Annotated in this window: 17 protein-coding genes and 1 pseudogene; 9 read left to right on the top strand and 9 right to left on the bottom strand. The window is 72.8% G+C overall.

Annotated features, from left to right (window positions below):
• Window positions 1–39 precede the first annotated feature (39 nt).
• Entirely contained in the window at window positions 40–705 is a 666-nt protein-coding gene (locus AB0C66_RS28480) for a TetR/AcrR family transcriptional regulator (protein ID WP_362444607.1), read from the bottom strand.
• 92 nt (window positions 706–797) lie between these two features.
• Between AB0C66_RS28480 and AB0C66_RS28475 the strand changes: the two genes are divergently transcribed.
• Window positions 798–1,904 carry an ABC transporter permease gene (locus AB0C66_RS28475; protein ID WP_362444604.1) on the top strand — a complete coding sequence of 369 codons (1,107 nt, stop codon included), beginning with the start codon at window positions 798–800 and terminating at the stop codon, window positions 1,902–1,904.
• A gap of 92 nt (window positions 1,905–1,996) precedes the next feature.
• On the opposite strand, the gene AB0C66_RS28470 is transcribed toward AB0C66_RS28475, so the two are convergent.
• The gene (locus AB0C66_RS28470; RefSeq protein ID WP_362444601.1) at window positions 1,997–2,449 is read right to left on the bottom strand and encodes a nuclear transport factor 2 family protein; all 453 of its coding nucleotides are present in this window, start codon (window positions 2,447–2,449) and stop codon (window positions 1,997–1,999) included.
• Window positions 2,450–2,591: 142 nt separating this feature from the next.
• On the opposite strand from AB0C66_RS28470, the gene AB0C66_RS28465 reads away from it, so the two are divergent.
• The gene (locus AB0C66_RS28465) at window positions 2,592–3,161 is read left to right on the top strand and encodes a PadR family transcriptional regulator (RefSeq protein ID WP_362444598.1); all 570 of its coding nucleotides are present in this window, start codon (window positions 2,592–2,594) and stop codon (window positions 3,159–3,161) included.
• Window positions 3,148–3,951, top strand: a complete 804-nt coding sequence (locus AB0C66_RS28460) for an SGNH/GDSL hydrolase family protein (RefSeq protein ID WP_362444595.1) — start codon at window positions 3,148–3,150, stop codon at window positions 3,949–3,951. The genes AB0C66_RS28465 and AB0C66_RS28460 overlap by 14 nt, the downstream gene beginning before the upstream one ends.
• A 39-nt stretch (window positions 3,952–3,990) precedes the next feature.
• Here AB0C66_RS28460 and AB0C66_RS28455 read toward each other — a convergent pair whose 3' ends face one another.
• A complete protein-coding gene (locus tag AB0C66_RS28455) occupies window positions 3,991–4,917 on the bottom strand; it encodes an aminoglycoside phosphotransferase family protein (RefSeq protein ID WP_362444592.1) in 927 nt (308 codons plus the stop codon).
• 280 nt (window positions 4,918–5,197) lie between these two features.
• On the bottom strand, window positions 5,198–5,890 hold the full coding sequence (locus AB0C66_RS28450) for a hypothetical protein (RefSeq protein ID WP_362444590.1): 693 nt from the start codon (window positions 5,888–5,890) through the stop codon (window positions 5,198–5,200).
• 266 nt (window positions 5,891–6,156) lie between these two features.
• Here AB0C66_RS28450 and AB0C66_RS28445 point away from each other — a divergent pair.
• Together AB0C66_RS28445 and AB0C66_RS28440 are read left to right on the top strand one after the other, a co-directional pair.
• Window positions 6,157–6,708 (top strand): annotated as a pseudogene (locus AB0C66_RS28445) (cysteine hydrolase family protein); the annotation flags it as partial.
• Between the two features lie 33 nt (window positions 6,709–6,741).
• Window positions 6,742–7,257, top strand: a complete 516-nt coding sequence (locus tag AB0C66_RS28440) for a GNAT family protein (RefSeq protein ID WP_362444917.1) — start codon at window positions 6,742–6,744, stop codon at window positions 7,255–7,257.
• Window positions 7,258–7,331: 74 nt separating this feature from the next.
• Here the strand turns inward: AB0C66_RS28440 and AB0C66_RS28435 are convergent, their stop codons facing one another.
• From AB0C66_RS28435 to AB0C66_RS28420, 4 genes are all read right to left on the bottom strand, one after another.
• A complete protein-coding gene (locus tag AB0C66_RS28435) occupies window positions 7,332–10,001 on the bottom strand; it encodes a SpoIIE family protein phosphatase (protein ID WP_362444587.1) in 2,670 nt (889 codons plus the stop codon).
• Window positions 10,002–10,282: 281 nt separating this feature from the next.
• The gene (locus tag AB0C66_RS28430; protein WP_362444584.1) at window positions 10,283–11,812 is read right to left on the bottom strand and encodes an aldehyde dehydrogenase family protein; all 1,530 of its coding nucleotides are present in this window, start codon (window positions 11,810–11,812) and stop codon (window positions 10,283–10,285) included.
• Between the two features lie 76 nt (window positions 11,813–11,888).
• Window positions 11,889–13,274 carry a VOC family protein gene (locus AB0C66_RS28425; RefSeq protein WP_362444581.1) on the bottom strand — a complete coding sequence of 462 codons (1,386 nt, stop codon included), beginning with the start codon at window positions 13,272–13,274 and terminating at the stop codon, window positions 11,889–11,891.
• Window positions 13,275–13,345: 71 nt separating this feature from the next.
• The gene (locus AB0C66_RS28420; protein ID WP_362444578.1) at window positions 13,346–14,515 is read right to left on the bottom strand and encodes an FAD-binding oxidoreductase; all 1,170 of its coding nucleotides are present in this window, start codon (window positions 14,513–14,515) and stop codon (window positions 13,346–13,348) included.
• Window positions 14,516–14,693: 178 nt separating this feature from the next.
• Here AB0C66_RS28420 and AB0C66_RS28415 point away from each other — a divergent pair, with 178 nt between their 5' ends.
• On the top strand, window positions 14,694–15,608 hold the full coding sequence (locus AB0C66_RS28415; RefSeq protein ID WP_362444575.1) for a LysR family transcriptional regulator: 915 nt from the start codon (window positions 14,694–14,696) through the stop codon (window positions 15,606–15,608).
• 315 nt (window positions 15,609–15,923) lie between these two features.
• Window positions 15,924–17,354: an amino acid permease gene (locus AB0C66_RS28410; RefSeq protein WP_362444914.1), complete on the top strand. Its 1,431-nt coding sequence runs from the start codon at window positions 15,924–15,926 to the stop codon at window positions 17,352–17,354.
• A gap of 58 nt (window positions 17,355–17,412) precedes the next feature.
• Here AB0C66_RS28410 and AB0C66_RS28405 read toward each other — a convergent pair whose 3' ends face one another.
• The gene (locus tag AB0C66_RS28405; RefSeq protein ID WP_362444572.1) at window positions 17,413–18,327 is read right to left on the bottom strand and encodes a LysR substrate-binding domain-containing protein; all 915 of its coding nucleotides are present in this window, start codon (window positions 18,325–18,327) and stop codon (window positions 17,413–17,415) included.
• Window positions 18,328–18,558: 231 nt separating this feature from the next.
• Between AB0C66_RS28405 and AB0C66_RS28400 the strand changes: the two genes are divergently transcribed.
• Both AB0C66_RS28400 and AB0C66_RS28395 read left to right on the top strand, forming a co-directional pair.
• Entirely contained in the window at window positions 18,559–21,525 is a 2,967-nt protein-coding gene (locus tag AB0C66_RS28400; RefSeq protein ID WP_362444569.1) for an FAD-binding and (Fe-S)-binding domain-containing protein, read from the top strand.
• Window positions 21,518–22,666, top strand: a complete 1,149-nt coding sequence (locus AB0C66_RS28395) for a Glu/Leu/Phe/Val dehydrogenase dimerization domain-containing protein (protein ID WP_362444566.1) — start codon at window positions 21,518–21,520, stop codon at window positions 22,664–22,666. The genes AB0C66_RS28400 and AB0C66_RS28395 overlap by 8 nt, the downstream gene beginning before the upstream one ends.
• Window positions 22,667–22,771: the final 105 nt, after the last annotated feature.

The raw sequence follows: 22,771 nt of genomic DNA, 5'->3' as shown, positions 1-22,771 counted from the left end.
GGATCGGCGGTTTCCTTCCCCGGCCCGGGGGATCCCCGGCTAGGCGCGGGGGCTGAGCAGAGCGGTGAGCATGTCCCGCAGCCAGGGCCGCAGCGTGGCGAGGTCCGGATCGAGCAGCAGCCTGGTCGCCGCCGCGTCATGGAGGGTGAGGACCGCACTGGTCAGGGCCTCGGGATCACGCAGGGTGGGCGGCATGGCGGCCAGCTCCACCGCATCCACGACCACCGGTTGCAGCGTCTCGCGGATGGCTTCGCGATGCCGGGTGAGCTCGGCCGCCGTCTCCGGGTTGCGGGCGGCGTGCAGCAGGAAGTCCGTACGCACCAGGACCCAGGTCCGGTCGATGAGCAGGGCGCCGATGATCCGGTCCAGCAGGGACGGCAGCCCCTCATCGGGGGTGGCCCCGGCCAGCGCGGTGTGCACCTGGGTCATGGTGTGCGCCGCCTGCCGCTCATAGAGGGCGAAGAACAGTTCGTCGAGGCTGTCGAAGTTGGAGTAGAAGGCGCCCCGGGTGTAGCCGGCCGCCTCACAGATCTCCTCGATCCCCGCGCGGCCGAAGCCGCGCTCGGCGAAGACCGGGAGCGCGGCGGCCAGCAGGCGCTCACGGGTTTCGGCGCGCCGCCGGGTGACGCGCGCGGGTGTGCCGTCCGCCCGGAGGCCGGTGCGCAGCGCCCGTCGGCCCCGCGCGCTGTTACTGACGTCAGCCATGCGCCCATCCTAGCGTTCGATACATGAATGCATCCGATACACTCATGTATCGAAACGGGGACCCTTCGAACGCAGTGAGGAAGTGCAGTCGAGTGAGTCAGGCGGAGGCGGACACGGACCGCGAGGAGCGCAAATCCGGGGACCAGGAAGAGCGCGCCACGGCGCCGGACGGGCTCTGGGCCGAGCTGCGCGCCGCGGTCACCCCGCGGATGGCCGCGATGATCGCGGGCGCGCTGCTGTTGCAGCTGGGCTTCGTGCTGTCCTACGTGGGCGCCTTCCACCACCCCGAGCCGCACCGGGTTCCGATCACGGTCGTGGCGCCGCAGCAGTCGGCCCGGCAGGTGGTGCAGAAGATCAACGCGATACCGGATCAGCCCTTGAAGGCGACCGCCGCCGCCGATGAGAAGGCGGCCCGTGCGCTGCTGCGCGACGGTGGGACCAGCGGCGCGCTGATCGTGAGTCCCCAGTCGCGGAACGACCGGCTGCTGGTGGCCGGTGCCGGCGGCGCGTCCACCGCGAGCGCGGTGGAATCGGTGGTCACCCAGGCCGAGCGGAGCCAGCAGCGCACGGTCACGGTGACCGACGCGGTCCCCGCCCAGCCGGGCGACGCCCGGGGGCTGAGCAGTTTCTACCTCGTGGTGGGCTGGACGGTGGGCGGCTATCTCTTCGCCGCGCTGCTGGGCGTGTCCAAGGGCGCCCGCCCCTCCTCGGTCCGGCGCGCCGGGGCGCGGCTGCTGGCGGCGGTGCCGTACGCGGTGCTCTCCGGTCTGGGCGGGGCGGCGATCGTGGGCCCGGTGCTCGGCGCCCTCGACGACCACTTCCTCGCCCTGTCGGCAGTGGGCGCACTGGTGGTCTTCGGCGCGGCGGCCGTCACGATCGCCTTCCAGGTCCTCTTCGGCGTATTGGGGATCGGGGTGACGGTGCTGCTGTTCGTGGTGCTGGGCAACCCCAGCGCGGGCGGAGCGTACGGCACCGATCTGCTGCCCCCGTTCTGGCGCGCGATCGGCCCCGCGCTGCCCAACGGCGCGGCCACCCACGCCGTACGCCACCTCGTGTACTTCTCCGGCCACGGCATCGCCGTGAACCTGGCGGTGCTCGTCGCCTACGCGCTCGGCGGGGTGCTGGCCACCCTCGCCGCCGCCACGCTGACGCACCGGCGGATGTCGCCCGAGCTGGACCCGGCGGGCGCCCGCGGCTGACCACCGACCGCCGGGGCCCGGGCCCGTACCGCTCCCCCGGTACCGGCCCGGGCCTCGCGCGCGGCCGCTCCGGTCGGGTCGGGCCGGTCGGATCAGGCCGGTGTCCCGGACCGCTCCTCCGCCTCCGGCGCGGGGACGAGGCCGTCGGCCACCAGCCCCGCGTACACCGCCGCGCCCATCGTCTGCACCGCCGACTGCGGGCGGACCATCACGGTGAACTCCCGGATCCTGCCCTCCTCGTCGAACTGGAGGAGGTCGATGCCATGGATCTCCTTGCCGTTCACCGTGGCCCGGAAGGGCAGTACGGCCGACGGGACCACGGCCCCGTCGGAACTGGTCTCCGCCGTGCCGTCGAAGTGTCCGAGGTAGCGGAAGTCCTCGAAGGTGCGCAGCAGGACCCCGAAGAGCCCCATCACCATGTGCTTGCCCTCGAACGGGGTGAACTTCACCGGGCTGTAGAAGCGGATGTCCTCGGTGAACAGGTCGTCGAAGGCGGCCCGGTCACCGTTCTCCACGGCGGCACGGAAGCGGTCTGCGGTCGTCATGGCGTACCTCCTGCTCATCATGAGGCCACCGCGGTGGCGCGTGACCGCGCGGCTACTCATGAAGGTGATTAGTCATTTTCTTGAGTATCATGGCGAGCGGCCCGGCGAACAGAGCGGGAACGGCACGGAAGGAGACCCGACGATGGCTTTGCGTCATGCCGTACTGGCGGCGCTGCTGCATGAGGAGCTGAGCGGCTATCAGCTGGCCAAGGCATTCGACACCGGGGTGGCGAACTTCTGGCACGCCCTGCCGCAGCAGCTGTACGCCGAGCTGACCAGGCTGGAGACGGAGGGACTGGTCACCGGCCGTGAGGTGGTGCAGGACACCCGCCCCAACAAGCGGTTGTTCACGGTCACCGACGCCGGTCTCACCGAACTCGAACGGTTCGCGGAGGCCACCGCCAAACCGTCCTTCGTCCGGGACGACCTGCTGGTCAAGGTCCAGGCGGTGGACCAGGTGAGCGCCGACGCGGTGATCGCGCAGCTGCGGGAGCGGGCCGCCTTCGCCGAGGCCAAGATCGAGCTGTTCGGCTCTCTGCTGCGGACCCTGCGCGGTGGCCGGGACGAGGAGGAGTTCCTGCGCCACGGCGACCGGATCGGGCCGTATCTGACCTGTCTGCGCGGGCTGGCCTTCGAGGAGGGCAACCGTGAGTGGTGTCTGCGCGGCGCGGCGGTCCTCGAGGAGAGGCAGGCGGCCCGTGCCCGGCGGTGAGTACCTGCGCTACGTCGCCCTCGGCGACAGCCAGACCGAGGGGCTCGGCGACGGCGACGACACCACCGGGCTGCGCGGCTGGGCCGACCGGCTGGCGGAGCGGATCGCGGTCCACCACCCCGGGCTGTGCTACGCCAACCTGGCGGTACGGGGCCGTCTCGCGGCCGACGTACACACCCAGCAGCTCCGCCCGGCGCTCGCTCTCCGCCCCGATCTGGCCACCGTCGTCGCCGGGATGAACGACCTGCTGCGGCCCCGGTTCGACGCGGACGAGACGGCGGGCCATCTGGAGGCGATGTTCGCCGAACTCACCGCCGCGGGCGCCCGCGTGGCCACGGTCACCTTTCCCGATATCGCGCGGATCACCCCGCTCGCCCGCCCGCTGAGCCCCCGGGTCGAGGCCCTCAACCGGCGGATCCGCGCCGCGGCCGAGCGCCATGGCGTCGCGCTCGCCGAGACCGCGCACCACCGGGTCGTCACCGATCAGCGGCTGTGGAGTCCGGACCGGCTGCACGCCGCGCCGCTCGGCCACGACCGGATCGCCGCGGCCGTGGCCGACGCCCTCCGGCTCCCGGGCAGCGACGCCACCTGGGCGCTGCCACTGCCCCCGCCGGACACGCCGCTTCCGGTCGGGTGGCGTGCGCTCGGCACCGAACTGCGCTGGGCCGGATCGTTCCTCGGCCCCTGGTTCGGCAGACGGCTGCGGGGCCGCTCCTCCGGTGACAACCGCGTGGCCAAGCGTCCGGAACTGCTTCCGGTGGCGGGCCCCCGGGACCCGTCGTCACCGTGAGACCGAACGCGTCATGCCGAACGCCTTATGCCGCGGGCGTTATCCCGCACGCCTCAACAGGGCCGTGGCGATGGCCACTTGACTGGGTTCGAGGGCGGTTCTGCCGTCCTCGATGTCCCATAGGGCGTTCTGGAGCACCCGGCCGAGTGTCCAGCCGACCGCCCGCCGCCGGTCCACGCCGACGGCCTCGGTCAGCAGGTCGAAGCGGCGGAGCACCGCACGTGGCACCTCACCGGTGGCCACCACCTCGTCCCACCGGTTGTGCAGGGCGGGCAGCAGCTCGAACCCGGGGTCCCCGGCCAGCGGTTCGGGGTCGATGACCAGCCAGGGTTCCCGCTCCCCCGCCAGCACATTGTCGTAGTGCAGATCCCAGTGCAGCAGCCGGTCGCCGGGTTCGTCGATCAGCTCGGCCACGGCGGCCGCGCATGTGCGTGCCAGCCGCCGTTCGACGGGGTCGCGCAGGGACGGGATCGCCGAAGGCGTCTGGTCGAGCATGGCGGTGGCGATGTCGGAGAGCCCGCGCAGCCCGGCCGGGGCGGGTACGGCCACCAGCCGGGCCAGCAGTTCGGCCAGGATCCGCAGGGCCTCGTGGTCGTCGGGCACCGAGGACAGCGGTCGGTCGGCGTCCAGCCGCTCGAGCAGCTGGCTGCCGCTCTCCTCGTCGTGGTCGAGCAGCCGCACCACACCGCGGCCGCGCCAGGCGCGCAGTCCGGCGGCGACACCGGCGGTCTCCTCCCGGGGCCGCTGGAGCTTGAGGACGGCGGGTGCGCCGTCGGCCCGGCGGACGGGCAGCACCAGCGAGGCCATACCGTGCGCGGACGGGCCGTCCGGCCGCAGCGCCCAGCGGTCCAGGAAGTCGGCCCCGGTACGGGGCAGTCGGGCCAGCCACGCGCGCTCCTCGGGGCCGTGGGCACCATAGGACGCGAGGAAGCTGTCGGGGACGTCGAAGCGTGTCGACGTGGTCATGCGAAAGGTCTCCTTCGTGGGTTCCGGAGCCCGGGTCCGGGTCGCCGGAGTCGGGATACGACGGACGAAGGAGTGTGCGGGGGTGCCCGTGGCGCGGGCGGACGTCAAAGCATCTCCCCACTCTACTCGCGCCCGCCTCCGGACGGTCGGTCCGCGGGCGGCAGGCGCGGGTGTCGAGGGCGTCCCACGGGAGGACGGCGAGCTGGACACACTGGCGGCGGCCACCCTGGACCGGACGGTAGATCCTGGCCCAGGGGCCGAAACCACGGCGGGTGAGCCGTCACTTCGCCCGGGTGAGCCGCTTGACCACGGTGTGGTCCTCGGGCAACCGCAGCCCTCGCCGGTCCTCCAGGGCCGGGGGGAGTCCGAGCCGTTCGCAGGCCGCCGCGGTGAGGACGAGCAGCGGGTCGGCGTCGCTGCCATTGCGGTGCAGCCGGGGTGCGCCGAGTCCCGCCTCGTCCAGGGCCCAGTCGACGAGCGAGGCGATGTCCTTCAGCGGGCAGTCCAGCACCAGACCGCCGACACAGTAGGCGGATCCGTCGCCGTCCACGACGGCCAACGGGCCGTTGACGAAAGGGGAGTCGGTGGCCGTCTGCGCGGCGCGCGGCGCGGTGGTCCTCGCCGGGGGCGCCGGGGGCTTCGCGGCGGGCGCGGTGGTCTTTGCGGCGGGCGCCGGGGTCTTCGCCGCGTCGGGCCGCCGCGTCGCCGGGCCGCGCGGGGGTGCGGTGCGCGGCGGGGGCGGTCCGGTGGTCTCCCCGGCGGGGGCGGGCGGCGCTTCCGTCGCGCGGGCCGCCTCGGGCCGGGGCTCCGACGGCCGCTCGGCGGGGGACGGTTGGGCGGGCGGGGTGGGGTAGAGCTCGGCGAGGCGGCTCAGCATACGGGCGTACGCCTCGCGCTGCGGCGGCCGCGGTTCGGTCCTGCCGCTCTCCCAGCTCACGATCGTGGCGCGCCGTACCTTCAGCGCGCTGGCCACCTGTTCCTGGCTCAGTCCGTGTGCCTTGCGCAACCGGGCCCGTTCGGCGGGGGCGGCAGGGGTGACTGCCCGGCGATCAGGGCGTCGACCGCGTCGAACAGCTCGGACATGGGTACCTCCTGCGCGGTGCTCGCGGCGATCGCCGCGAGCATAACGTGGAGCGCACTTCCGGCGCACTCATGGCGTTCGTTCCGCGCACAACTCCCTTCCGCGGGCCCTGCGAAAAGGGCAGGAGGATGCGCCGGAGGGGCACCATAATCAGCGCCATGAGTGATCGCCCCTCCCCCGTGCACGCCCTGCTCGTCGTCGATATGCAGACGGCCTTCATCTCCGGTCCCCACGCCGTACCCGACGCCCCGAGGGTGCTCGAGCACACCAAGGACCTGGTGGACCGGGCGCGTTCGGCGGGGGCGCTGGTGGTGCGTGTGCAGAACGACGGAGCGGAGGGCGAGCCGGACGAGCCGGGGACACCGGGGTGGGAACTGTTCCCGCCGGTGGTGCCGGGGCCGCGGGAGGTGGTGATCCGCAAGTCGGAGGACGACGGTTTCCACGGCACCGCGCTGGCGGGACTGCTGACCGGGGCGGGGGTGCGGGCGCTCGCGGTGTGCGGGGTGATGTCCGAGATGTGTGTGAGCGCGACGGCCCGTACCGCGCTGGAGCTGGGCTACCGGGTGGTCCTCCCGCACGACGCGCACGCCACGTACGACGTCCCGGCGGCGGAGGGCATCAGCGAGGCGGTCCCGGCCGCGATGGCGTCGCGGGCCGCCGAATGGGCGCTGGGCGATGAGGTCGAGATCGTGGCGCGGGCCGCTGACGTCCCGTTCGGCCCCGCTCCCGGAAGGGCGGCGGACATGGTGATCGAGGGGAGCCGCGTCCGGCTGCGCCGTGCGGTGCGCGCGGACGCGGAGCGGTTCCGGGAGCTCCTCGGCCATCCGGAGGTGGCCCGGTGGTGGGGGGAGGCGGACCAGGAGGCGGTGGAGGCGTGTGATCCGCCGGAGGACGTCCATAGCTATGCCATCGAGTACGCGGGCGCGGTCGTCGGTCTCCTCCAGTCCTGTGAGGAGACCACGCCCGAGTACCGCAGCGCGGGTCTGGATATCGCGGTGCACGCGGAGTGGCATGGCCGGGGCATCGGTGGCGACGCCCTCCACACCCTCGCCCGCCATCTGATCGAGGTGGCCGGACACCACCGGCTGACCATCGATCCGGCGGTGGACAACGAGGGGGCGATCCGGCTCTACCGGCGGCTCGGTTTCCGTCCGGTGGGCATCATGCGGCAGTACGAGCGGCGCCCGGACGGCACGCTGCGCGACGGGCTGCTGATGGATCTGCTCGCCGGTGAACTGGTGGCACCGGACCGCTCCTGATCACGCGGAGGGACGGGCGCGCAGGACCGGCCGGAGCACCGGTCGCGGGCGGGGCCGGGCGCCGGTCGGCCGGGTCAGCTCGGGACGTCGTCCCACTGGTCGAGCAGATCCTCGTCGCCCAGCAGGGGGGAGGCCACCCCGGTCACCGGCAGCTCGGCCCAGATGATCTTGCCGTTGGGGGTGTAGCGGGTGCCCCAGCGCTGGGCGAACTGCGCCACCAGGAACAGACCGCGGCCGCCCTCGTCGGTGGTGGCGGCGCGGCGCAGATGGGGCGAGGTGCTGCTGCTGTCGGACACCTCGATGATGAGGCTGCGGCCGCGCAGCAGCCGGACCCGGATGGGTTCGGAACCGTAGCGGATGGCGTTGGTGACCAGTTCGCTGAGGATGAGCTCGGTGGTGAAGCCGACCTCCTCCAGCCCCCATCCGGCCAGCCGCCGGTCGGCCTCGGTGCGCATACGGGCGACCGCGGCGGGGTCGGAGGGGATGTCCCATTCCGCCACCGCTTCGGGCTCCAGCAGCCGGGTGCGGGCGACCAGCAGGGCGATGTCATCGCTGGGGTGCGGGGAGGCCATGGTCTCGAAGACCGCCCGGCAGGTCCGCTCGGGGCTGCGCTCGGGGTGTCCGGCCAGGGTGGCCTTCAGCATGTCGAGCCCGGCGTCGACGTCCCGGCCACGGTCCTCGATGAGACCGTCGGTGTAGAGCACCAGCCGGGTGGCCTCGGGCAGCCGCAGCTGGGCGGTCTCCACGGGCTCTCCGCCCAGGCCGAGCGGCGGGGCGAGGGGGACCTCGGGGAAGGTGACCGTGCCGTCGGGGTGGGCCACGGCCGGGCCCGGGTGGCCCGCCCTGGCCATGGTGCACTCTCCGGTGACCGGGTCGTAGATGGCGTACAGACAGGTGGCGCCGGTGATGGCCGGGGCGTCGTTGTCCTCGGCCGCCTGGTCCTGGTCGAAGCGGGTCACCAGCTCGTCGAGGTGGCCGAGCAGTTCGTCGGGCGGCAGGTCGAGCGCGGAGAAGTTGTGGACGGCGGTGCGCAGCCGTCCCATGGTGGCGGCGGCGTGCAGTCCGTGTCCGACCACATCGCCGACGACAAGGGCGACCCGGGCGCCGGGCAGCGGGATCACATCGAACCAGTCGCCCCCCACTCCGGCCTGGGCGGGCAGATAGCGGTGGGCCACCTCCAGGGCGTCCTGCTCGGGCAGGCCCTGGGGCAGCATGCTGCGCTGGAGGGTGACGGCCATGGCGTGCTCGCGGGTGTAGCGGCGGGCGTTGTCGATGGCCACGGCGGCGCGGGCGACGAGCTCCTCGGTGAGGGCCACGTCCTCCTCGTCGAAGGGCTCGGGCTTCTCGGAGCGCCAGAAGGTGGCCAGCCCCAGGGTGACGTCCCGGGCCCGCAGCGGGACGGTGATCATGGAGTGGATACCGTGGTTGACGATCCGCTCGGCCTGCTCCGGGTCCTGCACCTGCCAGCCCCCGAAGGCGCGCAGATCCGCCTCGAGCACCGGCCGCCCGGCGCCGAAGCCGAACGCCTGGGGCGCGGCGCTGACGTAGGTGATCAGCTTGCCGATGCGCCACAGCGGGTGGTCGGGGCGGATACCGGTGGTGGCGGTGCGGCGCATGGCGCTGCCCGCGGGTTCATTGCCGCGCATGACCGGTTCGACCAGGTCGACGGTGGCGTAGTCGGCGAACCACGGGACCGCGAACTCGGTGAGCTCCTCGGCGGTCCGGACGATGTCCAGGGTGCTGCCGATCTTCGCGCCGGAGTCGTAGAGCAGCCGCAGCCGCTTCTCGGCCACCTCGGCCTTTCCGGAGAGATCGCGCAGTTCGGTGGTGTCGCGCACGGTGGCGACGCTGCCGGGCTGTCCGCCGTCCCAGCCGGTGGGCCGCTGGTTGACGGCCAGCAGCCGGTCCCCGGCCAGATGCACCTCGTCGGTGGCCAGCCGACCGGAGGTGAGCAGCTCCTCGGTGCGCGGATCCAGGCCCAGTTCGGAGACATGCCGGCCCTCGGCGTCCGGGGGGAGGTCGAGCAGCCGCCGGGCCTCGTCGTTGGCGAGCACCAGACAGCTCTGGTCGTCGACGATGAGCACACCCTCGCGGACGGAGTGGAGCACCGCGTCGTGGTGCTCGTACATCCGCATCATCTGGGCCGGGCCCAGGCCGCGGGTCTGGCGCCGCAGCCGCCCGCCGACCAGTGCGGTGCCTCCGGTGGCGAGGGCGAGCGCTCCCGCGGCGGTGCCGAAGACCAGGGGCAGCTGGTGCTTGACCCGGCCGCTGACGTCCTTGGCGGTCATCCCCGCGCAGACCACGCCGACCACGTGTCCGTCGGCCGCGCGGATCGGCACGGTGGCCTGAACCTCCCGGCCGAGGGGGCCGTCCACGGTCTCGGTGACCACCTTGCCCCGGACGGCGGGCTGCCAGTCGGCGACGACCTCCCTGCCGATGTACTGCGGCAGCGGGTGGGTGTAGCGGATGCCCTTGGTGTTCGCGGCCACGACGAAGTCCAGGCCGGCCCGTTTGCGCGCCATCTCGGCCCGGGGCTGGAGCACCGCGCTGGGATTGCTGGAGGTCATGGCCACCGCGGTGCCGGGTGAGGTGGCGAAGGTCTGGGCGACGGCGGTGGACCGGTTGATGGCTTCCTGCTCGCTGTCGTTACGCGCCTGGAGGACCAGCGCCACCGTCGCGACGACGATGAGCACGACGACGAGCACCACCTGTACGGCGAAAACCTGCCCGGCGATGCTGCGCATGCCCAGCAGAGAGCGGAGGCGCCGCCGGGAGGGGACGTGCCCGGACCGCCTCGATCGACCGAAAAATCCGATCACCCCCTATTCCTAACACTTCCGCCAGCGCGAGGTGAGGGGTTCGGGGAGTCGGATCGCGGGGGTCCGGTTCAGCGAGACGATCCTTTCACACGGTGCGGTCGCCTCCGTGCGGTGGGTGTGCGCCCACCGGGCCGCGGCCGCGGCCCGGTGGCGCTGGGTGTTCCGGTGATGACGCGGCGCCGTCGGAGGAGCCGCCCGGGGAGCCGTCAGAGGAAGCTGACGTTCTGGGCGAGTGCCAGTCGGCTGGAGTAGTTGATGGTGTTGGTGGCCGGGCGCATATAGGCGCGCCAGGCGTCGGAGCCGGACTCGCGGCCGCCACCGGTTTCCTTCTCGCCGCCGAAGGCGCCGCCGATCTCGGCTCCCGAGGTGCCGATGTTGACGTTGGCGATTCCGCAGTCGGAGCCCTCCGCGGACAGGAAGTACTCGGCCTCCTGCTGGTCGCGGGTGAAGATGCTGGAGGACAGGCCCTGGGGGACGTCGTTGTGGAGCGCGATGGCCTCCTCGAGGGTGTCGTAGGTCAGGACGTAGAGGATCGGCGCGAAGGTCTCCTCGCGGACGACGGGGGTCTGCGCGTCGACGCGGACGATCGCGGGCTCGGCGTATCCGGCCTGGGGCGCGGCGTCCGCCAGCCGCCGGTCGCCGCCGACGAGGAGGGTGCCGCCTTCGGCCCGGGCCCGGTCGAGGGCGTCCCGCATGGTGTCGAGCGCCTGGGTGGAGACCAGCGGGCCGACGAGGGTGCCCTCGTCGAAGGGGTCGCCGATGGGGAGCTTGCGGTAGGCGGCGGTCAGCCGGTCGACGAGGCCGTCGGCGATGTCGCGGTGGACGATGAGCCGCCGCAGGGTGGTGCAGCGCTGTCCGGCGGTGCCCGCGGCGGCGAAGACGATGCCCTGGACGGCGAGGTCGAGGTCGGCCGACGGCGCGACGACGGCCGCGTTGTTGCCGCCCAGCTCCAGCAGGGTGCGGCCGAAGCGGGCGGCCACCCGGGGGCCGACCTCACGGCCCATCCGGGTCGAGCCGGTGGCGCTGACGAGAGCCACCCGCGGATCGTCGACCAGCCGCTCGCCGACGGCGCGGTCACCGAGCAGCAGCCGGTGCACATCGCGCGGAGCGCCGGTGTCCTCGGCGGCCTGTGCCAGCAGCCGGTCGCAGGCCAGCGAGATCAGCGGGGTGAGCTCGGAAGGCTTCCAGATCACGGTGTCGCCGCAGGCCAGGGCGACGGCGGTGTTCCAGGACCAGACGGCGGCGGGGAAGTTGAACGCGGAGATCACACCGACTACGCCGAGCGGGTGCCAGGTCTCGGCGAGCCGGTGCCCGGGGCGCTCGGAGGCGATGGTGCGGCCGTAGAGCTGGCGGGACAGCCCGACCGCGAAGTCACAGATGTCGATCATTTCCTGGACCTCGCCCAGGGCCTCGGAGCGGATCTTGCCCGCTTCGATGGTGATGAGGTCGGCCAGGTCGCTCTTGTGGTCGCGCAGCAGCTCGCCGAGGCGGCGGACGAGTTCGCCGCGGCGCGGGGCGGGGGTGGTTCGCCAGGTGAGGAAGGCACGGCGGGTGGCCTCGAGCGCCTCTTCCGTCCCGGCCTCGGTGGTGGCGGCGAGGCCGAAGAGGTCATCGCCGGTGATGGGGGTACGGGCGTGGAAGTCACTGCCCTCGGCGAGGGTGACGCCGACCCGGCGGAGGCTTTCGAGGGCGCGGTCGCGCAGGGCCTCGGTGGTGGGAAGGGCGGGGGTGGTCATGGTGCTCCCAGGTGGTGTCGGTGGTCGGATACGAGATCGCGGGGTGTGCGGGTGCGCGTCGAACCGCGGTCGGCGGTCAGCGGGGCGCCGTGAACAGGTCCAGCTCCCGGGCGACCTGGTCGAGGGAGTGGTTCTGCTGTCGCTCGTAGAGGGTGAAGGGGTCCAGGACCTCGCGGCCGATGGCGTCGGAGAGCCAGCCGCTGTCGTAGGCGGCGCCCTCGTGCTCGGTGTTCCGGGAGCCCTCGCCGCTGAGGTTGGACTGGAAGATCCCGGCCGCGGAGCGGGGCAGGAAGTCCTCGTAGACGAGGGGTTCGGCGCGCACCCAGCCCTGGTCCAGCAGTTCGCCGAGGGTGGTGGGCGGGGTGCCGGACGGGCGGACCGCGGCGGCGTGGTAGGTGAAGTAGCCCAGGCCGCGCCGGGCCACTTCGCGTTCGCTGCCGGGGAAGCCCTCCGTCCACAGGGCGCGGGCCAGATCACCGCGGTCGGCGCCGGGCTGCTCGGCCACCTGGTCGTCGACCCGGGCCAGCAGGGCGTCGTAGCGGGCGCGGCCCTCGCGGGTGAGGGCGATACCACGGGCTTCGACCTCACCGAACCGTACCCGCAGGGCACCGCTGGTGACGCTGCCGTCGGGTTGGCGCAGGGCGCGGGGTTCGGCCAGGGCGCGGAAGGAGGTCTGGCGCAGCAGGACATCGGGGCCGCTCCAGCGCGGGGGTCCCTGGATGGTGTCGATCATCTCGATCCCCCGGTCGGTCATCCGCCGGTACAGCTCATCGATGTCCAGCACCCGGGGGGTGAGGTGGTTGATGTGGGTGCTGCGCACACCGCCGATGTCGGCGGCGACGGCGGACACCTTCTCCAGGGTCTCGTACCAGCTCCGGTCGATGGGTTCGCGGGACAACTCAAAGGACTGGACGGCGAGTTGGAGGAAGCGTTCGGCGTCCTCATCGGGCAGCTCGCGGTCGGCCACGGCCCGGTCGGCGAGGGTGAGCAGCTCCGGCGGGAAGAGCGTGCGGGAGGCGAGGAAGGTCTCCAGCCGGGCCCGCAGACCGGCGTCGAAGAACCGGGGGTCGGCGGGGGTGAGCAGGGAGGTGAAGACCCGGAAGGGGTTGCGTGCCAGCTCCTCGCCGTCGACGGGTCGGAAGGCGGTGGAGATCACGGGTACGGCGCTGGCGGCGGCTTCGCGCAGATCGTAGAAGCCGACGGGGTGCATACCGAGCGCGCCGAAGATCCGGGCGACCTGTTCCAGCTCCCGCGGGGTGCCGACCCGGATGGCGCCGTGGCGTTCGGCGGTGACGCGGCTGATGGAGCCGAGGCGTTCCGCGTCCGCGCCCTGGGCGCGCAGGACGTCCTCGTTCACCTCGTGGGAGACGTCCACGAGGGTGGTGTAGGCGGGGACTTCACGTCCGTACATGTCCGAGAGCCGCCTCGCGAACGCGGCTCGCAGCTGCCACTGGCTGATCATGTGCGGGGCTGCCTTTCGGTCGGGGTCGTCGGGGTCGTCGGGGCGGGCACGGGGTCACGGGGTCACGGGGTTCACACCACGTGGGCCTCCGGGCGGGTCTCGGCGCCGCTGGTGAAGCGGTCGGCGCCGAAGGCGGTGACATCCACACAGGGTTCCCGCTCCAGGTGCAGATCGCGCACGATCTCGCCCACGGCGGGTGCCTGGAGGAAGCCGTGGCCGGAGAACCCGGTGGCGTAGAGGAAGTTGCCGTAGGCGGTGGACCGGCCGATGAGCGCGTTGTGGTCCGGGGTGACCTCGTAGAGTCCGGCCCATCCCCCGGCGATCTCCATCTCGGCCAGCTCCGGGGCGAACTGGCGGGCGCGGGCCCGGAAGAGCTCCAGCCACTCCGGGGTCCAGGTGGTGTCGAAGCCGTCGGGCTGGTCGGGGTCGGCGAGGCCGAGAAGCAGACCGTCGTCGCTGTTGTGGAAGTACGCCGAGGAGGAGAAGTCGATGGTGAACGGGATGCGGGGGGCGGGGCGCGGGGCGGTGAAGGCGAGCTGGCGGCGGACCGGGCGGACCGGGAGGCTGACGCCGATCATGTCGCCGATCCCGGCGGACCAGGCGCCCGCGGCGCACACCACGGTGGCGCAGGAGAGGGTGCCGCGGTCGGTGTGCACGGCGGTGACCCGGTCGCCGGTGGTGTCCATCCCGGTGACGGTGGTCCGGGTGGCGAAGGTGACACCCGCGCGGGCGGCCGCCGTGGCGTAGCCATGGACGACCAGACCGGGGCGGGCGTGGCCGTCCTCCGGTGAGTGGACGGCGGCCAGCACACGGTCGGTGGTCACATAGGGGCACAGCCGTCTGGCCTCGGCGGGGGTGACCATACGGCTGGGCACGCCGAGGGCGTTCTGGAGAGCGACGCTGTTCTCGAAGTCGGCCACCTGCCGCTCTTCGGTGAGCAGGAAGAGATAGCCGACGGTGTCGAGCCGGATCTGGGCACCCGGGCGGTGCGGGAAGTCGTGATAGGCGCGCAGACTGCGGCTGCCCAGTTCGATGTTGAGGGGGTCGGAGAACTGGGCGCGCACCCCGCCGATCGGTTTGCCCGAGCTGCCGCTCGCCAGCTCGGCACGTTCGACGACGACGATGCGCCGCACTCCCGCTTCGGCGAGGTGGAAGGCCGCGGAGGCGCCCATGACACCACCACCGATGATCACGACGTCGGCGGTGGACGGGACGGTGCCGCGGGTGGGTGAGATGGACAAGGGCCGATCCCTCCAAAGGCCGGTGCCGGTGCCCGGGGACGGACGTCCGTACGGGGTGCGGCAGGGGCTGTGGGTGGGTTGCGAGAAGTGCTGATCAGCTGTCTGCCCGTCATCGTGACCCACCCCAACCGTTGACGTCCATGAACGATGAGTGCGGCTTTTCTTTTAGGATCGGTATATGGATTGGACGAGTGCCCAGTTGCGCTCACTGGTGGAGCTGACCAGGCGTGGCACCATCACCGCGGTCGCGGAGGCGCTGGGATACACCCCCGGCGGGGTGTCCCAGCAGATCGCCGCGCTGGAGCGGGCCACCGGGATGGAGCTGTTGCACCGGGTCGGGCGGCGGGTGGAGCTGACCGACGCGGGAGTGACGCTGGCCCGCCATGCCGAGCGGATCCTGGCCACCGAGGCGGAGGCGGTCGAGGCGCTGGAGCGGTCGCGCAACGAGGTGTCCGGAGTGCTGGAGGTGGGTCTGTTCGCCACGGCGGCGGCCGAGATCCTGCCGCTGGCGCTGCGGCGGGCGCGGCTGAGCCATCCGGAGCTGACGGTGCACAGCCGCGACATGGACGTGGACGAGGTGTACGACGCGGTCGCGGCCGGCGGGGTGGATCTGGCGCTGGGGCTGGACTATCCGGATGTGCCGATCCCCCGCGATCCGGGGTTGCGGGTGCTCCAGCTGTACCGGGAACGGTTCTCGCTCGCGGTGCCCACCGGGACGATGCCCGGCCGGACGGTGGTGAGTCTGGCGGACACCCAGGCGCTGGGGTGGATCCTGCCGTCGGCGGAGAGCTACTACGGGCGGGCGGTGCGGACCGCGTGCCGCCGGGCGGGGATCGAGCCCGATGTGCGCCATGTGGTGACGGACACCGCGGCCACGCTGGCCCTGGTGGAGGCGGGCATCGGGGTGAGCACGGTGACGGATCTGATGCTCCGGCTGCGTGCCTCGCGCTTCGACGTGGTGGCGCTGAGGGAGCGGGTCGAGCGCCATATCGTGGTGGTGTTCCGCTCCTCGGCCGAACGCCGCCCCACGGTCTCGGCGCTGGTCGACGTGTTGCGGGTGGTGGCCGCGGAGCGGGACGGCACGCGGGTCTGAGGGCATCGGCGCCCGTATCGCGCGCACCGCTCCGTGGGCCATGGCCGGGAGCCCGTGCATCAGGGCCCCTTGGCCTCAGGGCCGCAAGGTGTCGCGCTGCCATGTCTTTTGCGGGTGGCAGCTCGTGGGCGAGGGTTCCGAGCCAGTGGTGACCCACGCCACGACGCCGGGCCGTCGTGCCCGTCGTTGCCTGACAGGGAGCGATCGATGTCCTCCGCCAACACACCGAAGCCGCCGCGGTCGGCGCTGCTGGGCAGCGGACCGCGGGGAATCTTCCGGCGCACCCTCCCCTCCGAACAGCCCACGGGGGAACGCATGGTGCGCACCCTGGGCCTCACCCAGCTGACGATGATCGGCATCGGCGCCATCATCGGGGCCGGGATCTTCAGCCTGGCCGCGGCCGTGGCCCGCGATGTGGCCGGTCCCGCGGTGCTGATCTCGTTCCTGGTGGCGGGGGCGGCGTCGCTGTGCGCGGCGTTCGCCTACGCCGAGTTCGCGGGGATGGTGCCCAAGGCGGGCTCGTCCTACACGTACTGCGCCGCGGTCCTGGGGGAGGTGGTGGGCTGGATCGTGGGCTGGGATCTGCTGCTGGAGTACACGGCCATCGTCGCGGTGGTGGCCATCGGGATGTCGGGCTATCTGGGGTTCCTGCTGGACGCGGTCGGCGTCCATCTGCCGACATGGGCCCTGGGCGCACCGGGCACCGGGTCGGGGCACCGGATCGACCTGCTGGCCATGGCGATCTGTCTGGGCGTGGCCTGGCTGCTGACCCGTGGCACCCGTACCTCGGCCCGGGTGGAGACGGTGCTGACCATCGTGAAGATCGCCATCGTGCTGGTGGTGATCGTGGTCGGGTTCACCGAGGTGGACTCCGGCAATCTGCATCCGTTCGCCCCCTTCGGCTTCGGCGGGGCGTTCACCGGGGCGGCGACGGTGTTCTTCGCGGTGTTCGGCTATGACGCGCTGAGCACGGCGGCGGAGGAGTCGGTGGAGGCCCGCAGCAAGCTGCCGAAGGCGATGATGCTGTCACTGGCAGTCTCGATGGTGCTCTATGTGCTGGTGTGCATCGTGCTCACCGGGATGCAGCACTACAGCGAGCTCAATCCCAACAGCGGTATCTCCAGCGCCTTCCAGAGCGTCGGGATGAGCGGGCTGGCCAATGTCATCGCGGTCGGCGCGGTCATCGGCATCGTCACGGTGACGTTCTCGTTCATGATGGGCGCTTCCCGGCTGTGGTATGCGCTCAGCCGGGACGGGCTGATGCCCGCGTGGTTCGGCGCGATCCACCCCAAGCGCAAGGTGCCGCACCGCGCCACCTGGCTGATCGGCATCGTCTCCGCCGTGCTGGCCGGACTGCTGCCCATCAACGCGGTGGCCGAACTGACCAACATCGGGGTGCTGCTGGCCTTCGTGGTGGTGTCCGCCTCCGTGCTGGTCCTGCGCTACCGCAAGCCGCACCTCAAGCGCACCTTCCGGTGTCCGGGGATGCCGGTGGTGCCGGTGCTGGGCATCGTGTTCTCGGTCTGGCTGATGTCCTTCCTCCAGTGGGAGACCTGGGTGCGGCTGGGCTGCTGGCTCGTCGCGGGGCTGGTGCTGTACGCCACGTACGGCTACCGGCGCACCCGTCAGGTGATGCCGGGCGGTTCGGTGGACCTGGACGCGCTGGAGCGGATGAGTGACACCGACGGCCCCGATGACACCGGTGGCGCCGACGGCAAGGACACCGCACCCGCCGGAGCGCGGTAGCGCGGGGCGGAGGGCCCGGACGGCGGCGCCACGCCCCGGGCCCTCCGCGCCACCGGTGCTACGCCGCGCCACCGGGTCGCAGATACGGCTCGTCGTGGGGCACCGCGCGCCGCAGCGCCTCCAGCACCGTGCCGAGCAGCGGGTTGCTGTTCTCGTCGCGGTGGAGGGCGAATACGGTGCGGTGGGCCGAGCGCCGGGTGAGCCGGGTGGCTTCGATATGGGTGCTGTCCTTGTGGCCGAGGGCCGGGACGACGGCCACTCCGAGGCCGCTGGTCACCAACTCCCGTACCACGTCGTAGTTGTTGCTGCGGAAGACCACATCGGCGTCGAATCCGGCCGCGGCGCAGAGCCGGGTCAGTGACAGCGCCCCGGCGGTGCCCTCCCGGCTGGTGATCCAGCGGGCGCGGGCCAGTTGGGGCAGATCCGCACCCAGCCCGCTGCCACGGGCGCGCAGCAGGACCAGGTCCTCGCGCAGCAGGGGGTGGCGCGTGAGCCCGTCGGGCCAGTGGCGGGGGCTGAGCCCGTACTCATAGACCAGGGCGATGTCCAGATCGCCCTCGGCGAGCCGGGCGATCAGCTCATCCGGTTCGCCCTCCTCGAGCTGGATCTGTGCCCGGGGCAGGGTGGCGACGGCGGCCGACAGGGCGGCGGGCACCAGCCGGACACCGGCGGTGGGGAAGGTGCCCAGCCGCAGTCGGCCCACGGTGCCGGTGGCCAGCTCCCGCACCTGGTGCTCCAGATCGTCCATGGCGGCCAGGACCCGGGCGCTGAGGTCGACCAGCCGGTGGGCGGCGGTGGTGGCGCGGATGCCGTGGGCCTCGCGCTCGAACAGCACCAGGCCCGTCTCCTTCTCCAGCGCGGAGATCTGCTGCGAGATGGCGGACGCGGTGTAGCCGAGGTCGCGGGCGGCGATGGCGAACGATCCGCTGCGGACGACGGACTTCAGGGTGATCAGATGCAGAGGCTTGAGCATTCCGGCTCCTGATGGCGCTCCCGATGAGGCTCTTGATGACGCTCCTGATGGCGCTCTCGGTGACGAGGGGACCTGAGCATAGGCGCCCTCCGTGCAGCATAAGCGCCACTTGCCCTGGAGCGTCATTTCTGTCGCGCTGCTGGCCCTTGTCGCGGCCGGGATCCGGCACGGATCGTGGTCGGGACCCGGCCGGACGGCATCCGGCCGAGTGCTTTCCCGAGGAGCGAACCAGTGACGACGTCAGCGCGGAAACCCGGCCGGACCCCCGACGCGGCGGCGGTGGCCGAGGCCCTGGATCGGGCGGACTGCGGTGAGGTGGCCGCGGACGCCGGGCGCCGTGCGCAGTACTCCGCCGACGCCTCCAACTACCGGCGGATCCCGCTGGCGGTGGTGTTCCCGCGCGACCGGGACCAGGTGCTGCGCGCGGTGGCGGCCTGCCGTCGCCTGGGGGTGCCGGTCACCGTACGCGGCGCGGGCACCAGCACCTCGGGCCAGGCCGTCGGATCCGGTGTGGTGCTGGACTTCTCCCGCCACTTCAACCGGCTGCTGTCCCTCGACCCGGTGGCCCGCACCGCCACCGTGCAGCCGGGGATCGTGCTGGACGAGCTCCAGGCGGCGGCCGCCGGACACGGGCTGCTGTTCGGCGCCGATCCCTCCACCCACAGCCGCTGCACCCTGGGCGGGATGATCGGCAACAACGCGTGCGGATCGCATTCGGTGGCCTGGGGCCGCACCGCCGACAACGTGGCCGAGCTGGAGGTGCTGACCTACCGGGGCACGGTGGTCCGGCTCGGTCCGATGACCCGCGCCGAGATCGACGAGGCGGTCGCCGTGGATGACGACCGCGGGCGGCTGATCGGCGCACTGGACACCCTGACCCGGCGCAATCTGGAGGTGCTCCGCACCGAACTGGGCCGGTTTCCGCGCCAGGTGTCGGGCTACGCACTGGAACATCTGCTGCCCGAGCGCCGGTTCAACCTCGCGCGGGCACTCGTGGGCAGCGAGGGCACCCTGGCCGTGGTGGTCTCGGCCACCGTACAGCTCATCGCCCCTCCCCCGGCGCGCGCACTCGTGGTGCTCGGATTCCGCGACGCGTGTGCGGCCGCGGACGCGGTGCCCGCGCTGCTGGACCACCGGCCACTGGCCCTGGAAGGGCTGGACCACGCGCTGACCGACATCGTCACCCGGCCCGCCACCCGGGCGGCCGTCGACTCCCTGCCACCCCACTCCCGGGCCTGGCTGTTCGCCGAACTCGGCGGCACCGCCGAGGAGTTGGCCAGCCGGGCCGAGTCCCTGCGCGCCACGGCCGCGGACTCCGCCGGGTTCACCGGCAGCGAGGTCATCACCGACCCCGCGCGCGCCCGGCGGCTGTGGCGGATCCGCGAGGACGGCGCGGGGCTCGCGACCCGGCTGCCGGACGGCTCCGAGGCGTGGCCCGGCTGGGAGGACGCCGCCGTACCGCCCGGGCGGCTGGGCTCGTACCTGCGGGGGTTCACCGCGCTGCTGGAGCGGCACGGGCTGCGCGGAGCGGTGTACGGACACTTCGGCGAGGGCTGTCTGCATGTGCGGATCGACTTCGACTTCGGCACCGAGCGGGGCACCGCGGTCTTCCGCGCCTTCGTGACCGACGCCGCCGCGCTGACGGCGGCCCACGGGGGTTCGCTCTCGGGCGAGCACGGGGACGGCCAGGCGCGTTCCGAGCTGCTTCCCCTGATGTACGGGCCCGAGGTCATGGCGCTCTTCGAGGAGTTCAAGGACGTCTGGGACCCGGACCACGGGCTCAACCCGGGCATCATCACCCGGCCGTTGCCGATGGACGGCGATCTTCGGGTCGCCCCCCACCGCGCCCCGCTGCCACTGGCCACCGTCTTCCCGTTCCACGCCGACGGCGGTGACTTCGCCAAGGCCACCCGCCGCTGTGTGGGGGTCGGGAAGTGCCGTTCGGCCGCCCGGCACGGCGAGGTGATGTGCCCGAGCTACCGGGTGACACGGGACGAGAAGGACTCCACCCGTGGCCGGGCGCGGCTGCTGTACGAGATGACGCAGGGCGAGGTCATCACCGACGGCTGGCGGTCCACCGAAGTGCGTGACGCGCTGGATCTGTGTCTGTCCTGCAAGGGGTGCAGCAGCGACTGCCCCGTCGGGGTGGACATGGCCACCTACAAGGCGGAGTTCCTGCACCACCACTACCGGGGACGGCTGCGTCCGGCGTCGCACTATTCGATGGGCTGGCTGCCGCTGCTGTCGCGGGTGGCCGCGCGGATGCCACGGCTGGTCAACGCGCTCACCGCGTCCCGGTTCGCCCCGCTGCTCAAACGGCTCGGCGGAATCGCCCCGCAACGGGAGATCCCGCGCTTCGCCGACCGCACCTTCCTGGACTGGTTCCGCCACCGGACACCGGAAGGCGACGGACGGCGCGGCCCGGTGGTGCTGTGGGTCGACTCGTTCAACAACCACTTCTCCCCGGAGGTACTGCGCGCGGGGGTGGCCGTCCTGGAGAGCGCCGGATACCGGGTGCGGGTCCCGGACGGCACCCAGTGCTGCGGGCTGACCTGGATCACCACCGGGCAGCTCGGTGTGGCCCGCCGGATCGCCGGGCGCACGGCGGCCGCGCTGGGTCCCGCGGCCCGCGCCGGGGTGCCGGTGGTGGGTCTGGAACCGAGCTGTACGGCGGCCCTGCGCGGCGATCTGCCGGAGCTGCTGGACGGCGATCCGGACGGGACGGCGGTCGCGGAGGCCACCGTCACCCTGGCCGAACTCCTCGTCCGGCACGCCCCGGACTGGGCACCCCCGGCGGTCGCGGCCCGGGCCATCAGCCAGACCCACTGCCATCAGCACGCCACTTCGGGCTTCGGCGCGGACAGCGCGCTGCTGCGCCGGATGGGCGTGGACAACACCGCGCTCGACTCCGGCTGCTGCGGTCTCGCGGGCAACTTCGGCTTCGAACGCGGCCACTACGAGGTGTCCGTGGCGGCCGGGGAACAGGTGCTGCTGCCCGCGGTGCGCGCGGCCTCCCTCGACACGGTCGTCCTCGCCGACGGTTTCAGCTGCCGTACCCAGATCGGCCAGCGCACCGACCGCCGCGGGGTCCATCTGGCCCAGCTCATCGCGGCGGCCCTGCCCGCCGCGCGGACCGCGGACACCACCCGCACCGCCCAGCGACACACCTCCGAAGGACAGGAAGACACCCGTGACTGACGCACTGTCGCTCATCGACGACTGGGGCCCCGAGAAGGTCGTGGTCGTCTCCCACCGGCGCACCGGTATGAAGGGCGTGCTGGTCATCGACAACACTGCCCGGGGCATCGGCAAGGGCGGTACCCGGATGGCCCCCGGGGTGACCGTCCAGGAAGTGGCGCGCCTGGCCCGGGTGATGACCTGGAAGTGGGCGAGCGTGGACCTTTTCTACGGGGGCGCCAAGGCGGGCATCGTGGCCGACCCCACCTCCCCCGACAAGGAGGCCGTGCTGCGCGCCTTCGCCCGGGCACTCTCCAACGAGGTGCCGCGCGAGTATGTGATGGGCCTGGACATGGGGCTCACCGAGTGCGACGCGGCCATCATCCAGGACGAGTTGGGCGACCGGGGCGCCGCCGTCGGCACCCCGGAACACCTCGGCGGCGTGGCCTACGACAAGCTCGGTGTCACCGGCTACGGGGTGGCCGAGGCCACCGACGCGGCGGCGGGGAGCCTGGGGCTGCCGCTGGCAGGGGCGCGGGTGGCGATCCAGGGATTCGGGGCGGTGGGCAGCGCCGCCGCACGCCGCTTCGCCGAGCTGGGCGCCGGTGTGGTGGCGGTGTCCACCGCCCACGGCGCGGTGCATGATCCCAGCGGGCTCGATGTGGCGGAGCTACTGGCGGCCCGCGAGGAGCACGGCGACCACTTCGTCACCCGCCACCGCCGGGGCACCGCGCTGCCGCCCGGCGCCGAGCTCACGGCCGACTGCGACGTCCTGGTCCCGGCCGCGCTCCAGGACGTCATCAGCCGGGACACCGCCCGGCAGATCAAGGCCAGGGTGGTGGTGGAGGGGGCGAACCTGCCCACCTCGCAGGAGGCGCAGGGCATCCTCGCGGAGCGGGGTGTCACCGTACTGCCCGACTTCGTGGCCAACGCCGGGGGTGTCGTGGCCGCCGCCTTCGCCATGGACGCCCGCTACTCGGGGTTCCGCCCGGACACGGCCGCCATCTTCGAGACGGTGTCCGCGCGGCTGCGCGCCAACGCGGTGACCGTCCTGGAGGAGGCGCGCCGCCGGTCCGCCACCCCGCACACCGCGGGCCGCGGGCTGGCCGAGGAGCGGGTCCGCGCCGCGATGCGCAGCAAGGGGCGGCTGCCCCGCGACTGACCGCCACCGCGCCACCGGCCGGGGGGGTGACACGGGGCGGTGCGCGCCGCCCTGCGCCACGCTGGAGAGAGGACGGTGACCGTGGGGCGGGAGCCTGCTCCCGCC

Source organism: Streptomyces sp. NPDC048636 (assembly GCF_040650655.1).
In the GTDB taxonomy this organism is placed as follows: Bacteria; Actinomycetota; Actinomycetes; order Streptomycetales; family Streptomycetaceae; genus Streptomyces.
This window is presented reverse-complemented; position numbering and strand designations above follow the sequence as displayed.